Below are 3994 nucleotides of genomic sequence, written 5' to 3'. Positions count from 1 at the left end.
CCGCGGGGGGGCGCCCCCCGGCCGGGGTGGCTCACCCCCCGCCCCTCCGCGGTCGCCCGCCCCCGTGCGCGGGTCCCACCCGGGGGCCGCCCCCCCACCACGGGAGTGTTGGAGGCCGGAGGTCGGCGTTGGCCGCGGCCGGCTCGAGCTGTGTCCACTGCCGGACCTGTTCGGGTCGGCCCCGCCTGAATCGACGATCAAGCGGGTCCATAATCCTGCCCTGGGCGAGGTCCGTGCCGACCGGATGCGGATTCGGTGCACAGCGGAAGGTTCGATCGGATCGACTCGCTGCGATTCCCCGCTTCGAGCCGGCCCACTCCAACCGGTCCACGGCAGACCGGGCCACATTCGGCCGACTCGGGCTGAGCCGACCCGACGCGCTACGCGGAGGTAGCACGTCGTGCGGAACGACTCCACGGTAACCCGCCGACGCCGGGAACAGCCCACAGGGATACGCGGATCACCTGCCGGTATGTGAAGGCGGCCGACTTCAGTCGACCCGATCCGGGTGGGTACACACCGGCCGCGCACCGGAACGCGCTACGTTCGAAGGGTGAGCACCGCTACCCCGTCATCAGAATTCATTCCCGCCGACTACATCGTCGCAGTCGATCACGTCGGCATCGCCGTGCCCGATCTGGACACGGCCGTGGCCTGGTACGCCGAGAACCTCGGCCTGGTCGAAACCCATCGCGAGGTCAACGAGGAACAGGGCGTTCAGGAAGCGATGCTGTCCGCCCCGGCCGCCGAGGACGATTCGACTGCTCTACAGTTGCTGGCACCGCTGGACGAGACCTCCACCATCGCCAAGTTCATCGACCGCAGCGGCCCGGGCCTGCAGCAGCTGGCCTTCCGGGTCACCGATATCGAGGCTGTTTCCGCATATCTGCGCGATCGCGGGATACGTTTGCTGTACGAGGCGCCGCGGCGCGGGACCGCCGATTCGCGCATCAATTTCGTCCACCCGAAGGATGCTGGCGGTGTGCTGGTCGAGTTGGTCGAACCGGACCCGAATGTTACGCACTAGTATCGTAATCGGACCGTTAGGCATACCTCCGATAACATTCCCGGTCGGCTCACCATGCGCGGGTCTCAGGCTGTAGTTTGTTGGCCATGTCGTCACCCGAGTCCGATCGCAATCGCTTCGTTGCGCTGCCCTTCACCGTCGTGCGCAAGGGTTATGCGCAAGACGAGGTACGTAACTATTTCGACCGTTTCGATGCCGAGTTGCGGGTCACCGCCACCGACCGCGATGCCGCTGCCGCCCAGGCCCGCAACCTCGCCAGTCAGCTGGAGGATGCCCGCGACGAAATCGACGAGCTCCGTAAGGAAGTCGACCGGCTGTCCGTCCCGCCGACCACCGCGGAGGGGATGAGCGATCGCATCTCCCGGATGCTGCGATTGGCTTCCGACGAGGCCTCCGAGGTCCGTGCGCTCGCGCAGGCCGAGGCCGCGGAGATGGTTTCCATCGCCGAGCAGCAGGCCGCCGAGATGCGCGGTAAGTACGAATCCCTGCTCGCCGAGACCAAAGAGAAGCGCGAAGCGCTCGAAATCGAATACGAGCAGACCCTCGCGAACGCGCGTACCGAATCCTCGAAGATCATCGAAGCCGCCCAGGCCGAGGCCGAACGCCTCGCCAAGGAGTCCGAGGCCAAGCGCAAGGCCACCCAGCAGGACTTCGAGGTCACCATGGCCGAGCGTCGCACCAAGCTGACCCGCGCCATGGAGGAACTGGAGGCCACCAGCCGCGCCGAGGCCGCACAGCGCATCAAGGATGCCACCGACGAGGCCAACCGCCTCATCACCTCGGCCACCCAGACCTCCGAGCGCAAGATCGCGCACGCCAAGGAACTGGCCGAGGAGATGCGGGTCCTGCGTGGCCGCGTCCTGGCCCAGCTGCTCGGCATCCGCGGCCAGCTCGATTCGGTGCCCGCCATGCTGGCGGCCGTCAACCGCGAGAGCGAACTGCTCGACGGTGTGCCCGAACAGCCGCGTAAATCCATCGGCAGCGGGCAGAACAAGTCGGTGTCCGGTCGTAACAATCAGAAGGCGATCCCCGAGGTGAACGCCGAAGACGAATCGGACGATATCGTCGAAGAAGAGCGCGAAAACGCCGACATCAGCAGCTAGAGCTCCGCAAAGCTGCTGTCGGAACGTATACGGCGACACGACAAATCAAGCCGAAGGCCGCCCCACCGGGGCGGCCTTCCTCATGTCCGGCTCGGTGGTCCGCCCCACCACTCCGGCGCGAACCGCTGCCGGCCACCACCGCTGTCGCGGCCGTGGATGGTGAGGTAGGTACCGGCCCGCATGCCAGGCCATCCGGTGCCGGCCCACGGGCGACCACCTGCCCGGCTCTGCCGACAGCCCCCAGGCGCCGCCCGCACCCTGCGACACCGCAGCGTCGATGGTGTCCGGTGCTCTTGGATATGCCCGCGCACTGGGCACCATGCCGGTTCCGCCGCCGGATACCCCCTCCGCGAGATCCGCGGCCACCGAACCCGCGACCCGTCAGCAGCCGGAACCGGGACGCCGGCCAGTCGTTCCGAGCTCCGCCCGCGCGGCACATCCGGGACCGGCACGCGACGCCCGGCAAGAACAGCTGCTCGCGCCGTCCCGCCGGCCCTCGCACGGTGGCCGACAGCCGAGCCGGCTAGGACCAGCGCCGGGTGATACCGCGGGTCCCCCGGCCGTTCCAGCAGCCGCTGTGCCAATGCCGGCGATCCGTCTCTCCACTACCCGCCGGCCAGGCCACCACATGTGCGACCCCCGGCATGATCTCGTGATCGCATCCCGGGCAGCGGTACCGTTTCACCGCCCGCGCACCCGGTACCGTCCGCACGACGTACTCGTCGCCGTCCGGACCAGTTTCGGTCCGCCGGTACACATCGCCCAGCCCGGTGCCCAACCGATGCGGCTGCGCCCCGTAACGCTCGCTGCGCGGTTTTCGTCGTGGCATGGCTTCCAGCTTAGAAGAGCCGGAATTCGTTGCTCTCGGTCCCGCGCAGGGCGTTGTAATCGAGCGTAAGGCAGCGAATCCCGCGGTCCTCGGCAAGCGTGCGCGCCTGCGGTTTGATCTGCTGCGCCGCGAACACCCCCGCCACCGGCGCCAGCAGCGGGTCCCGGTTCAGCAGTTCGAGATAGCGCGTCAGCTGCTCCACCCCGTCGATCTCGCCGCGGCGTTTGATCTCCACCGCGACCGTCTGCCCGTCGGCGTCCCGGCACAGCAGGTCCACCGGCCCGATCGCGGTCATGTACTCGCGCCGGATCAGACTGAATCCGGCACCGAGGGTCTCCACATGCTCGGCCAGCAATTCCTGCAGATGCGCCTCCACCCCGTCCTTCACCAGCCCCGGGTCCACGCCGAGCTCATGACTGGAATCGTGCTCGATCTCCTCGATCCCGATCCGCAGTTCCTCCCCCGCTTTGTTGCTCACCACCCACAACGCCTTGAACTGCCCCGCTGCATCCGGCTCGCGCTCCTCCAGCCAGCACGGCGGACTCATCCAGTTCAGCGGTTTGTACGACCCCCCATCCGAATGCACCAGCACCGACCCATCCGCCTTGATCATCAGCAGCCGCCGGGCCATCGGCAGATGAGCGGTCAACCGCCCCACATAGTCGACCTGGCAACGAGCAATCACGAGTCGCATCCGGCAGAGTCTAGGCGCTGTTCGCGGCACCCCGAAGCAGTAGGTGCTCTCTTCGGGCCGCACGTTGCCGTTCCGCCGGCCGGCTGAACAATCGAGGGTTTCATGCACCGCATATAGGCGAGGCACGATCCGGAACTTGATTCGAAAACATACCCCTGAACGCACTCTAGGGGCCCACAATGTGGGCCCCTAGAGGGAATTATGTTCCGGCGGTGTCCTACTCTCCCACACCCTGTCGAGTGCAGTACCATCGGCGCTGGCAGGCTTAGCTTCCGGGTTCGGAATGGGACCGGGCGTTTCCCTGCCGCTATAACCGCCGTAACTCTATGAAACTGTCCACA

Annotated in this window: 4 protein-coding genes and 1 rRNA gene; 2 read left to right on the top strand and 3 right to left on the bottom strand. The window is 67.1% G+C overall.

The window, feature by feature from the left end:
- Nucleotides 1-553 precede the first annotated feature (553 nt).
- Nucleotides 554-1027 carry a methylmalonyl-CoA epimerase gene (gene mce, locus QH276_RS01970; protein ID WP_280402618.1) on the top strand — a complete coding sequence of 158 codons (474 nt, stop codon included), beginning with the start codon at nt 554-556 and terminating at the stop codon, nt 1025-1027.
- A gap of 86 nt (nt 1028-1113) precedes the next feature.
- Nucleotides 1114-2130: a hypothetical protein gene (locus QH276_RS01965; RefSeq protein WP_280402617.1), complete on the top strand. Its 1017-nt coding sequence runs from the start codon at nt 1114-1116 to the stop codon at nt 2128-2130.
- 523 nt (nt 2131-2653) lie between these two features.
- Here the strand turns inward: QH276_RS01965 and QH276_RS01960 are convergent.
- From QH276_RS01960 to rrf, 3 genes are all read right to left on the bottom strand, one after another.
- Nucleotides 2654-2959: an ATP/GTP-binding protein gene (locus tag QH276_RS01960; protein WP_280402616.1), complete on the bottom strand. Its 306-nt coding sequence runs from the start codon at nt 2957-2959 to the stop codon at nt 2654-2656.
- Between the two features lie 10 nt (nt 2960-2969).
- On the bottom strand, nt 2970-3653 hold the full coding sequence (gene nucS / locus QH276_RS01955; RefSeq protein WP_280402615.1) for an endonuclease NucS: 684 nt from the start codon (nt 3651-3653) through the stop codon (nt 2970-2972).
- 204 nt (nt 3654-3857) lie between these two features.
- Nucleotides 3858-3974 (bottom strand): 5S ribosomal RNA (gene rrf / locus QH276_RS01950).
- Between the last annotated feature and the right edge of the window lie 20 nt (nt 3975-3994).

The organism is Nocardia carnea, assembly GCF_029869215.1.
GTDB classification, from domain to species: domain Bacteria; phylum Actinomycetota; class Actinomycetes; order Mycobacteriales; family Mycobacteriaceae; genus Nocardia; species Nocardia carnea_B.
This window is presented reverse-complemented; position numbering and strand designations above follow the sequence as displayed.

Excerpts from the sequence above, each read along its gene's own strand:
- QH276_RS01960 (WP_280402616.1), bottom strand. The coding sequence starts at position 2,959 with ATGCCACGACGAAAACCGCGCAGCGAGCGTTACGGGGCGCAGCCGCAT.
- QH276_RS01965 (WP_280402617.1), top strand. The coding sequence starts at position 1,114 with ATGTCGTCACCCGAGTCCGATCGCAATCGCTTCGTTGCGCTGCCCTTC.
- nucS (WP_280402615.1), bottom strand. The coding sequence starts at position 3,653 with ATGCGACTCGTGATTGCTCGTTGCCAGGTCGACTATGTGGGGCGGTTG.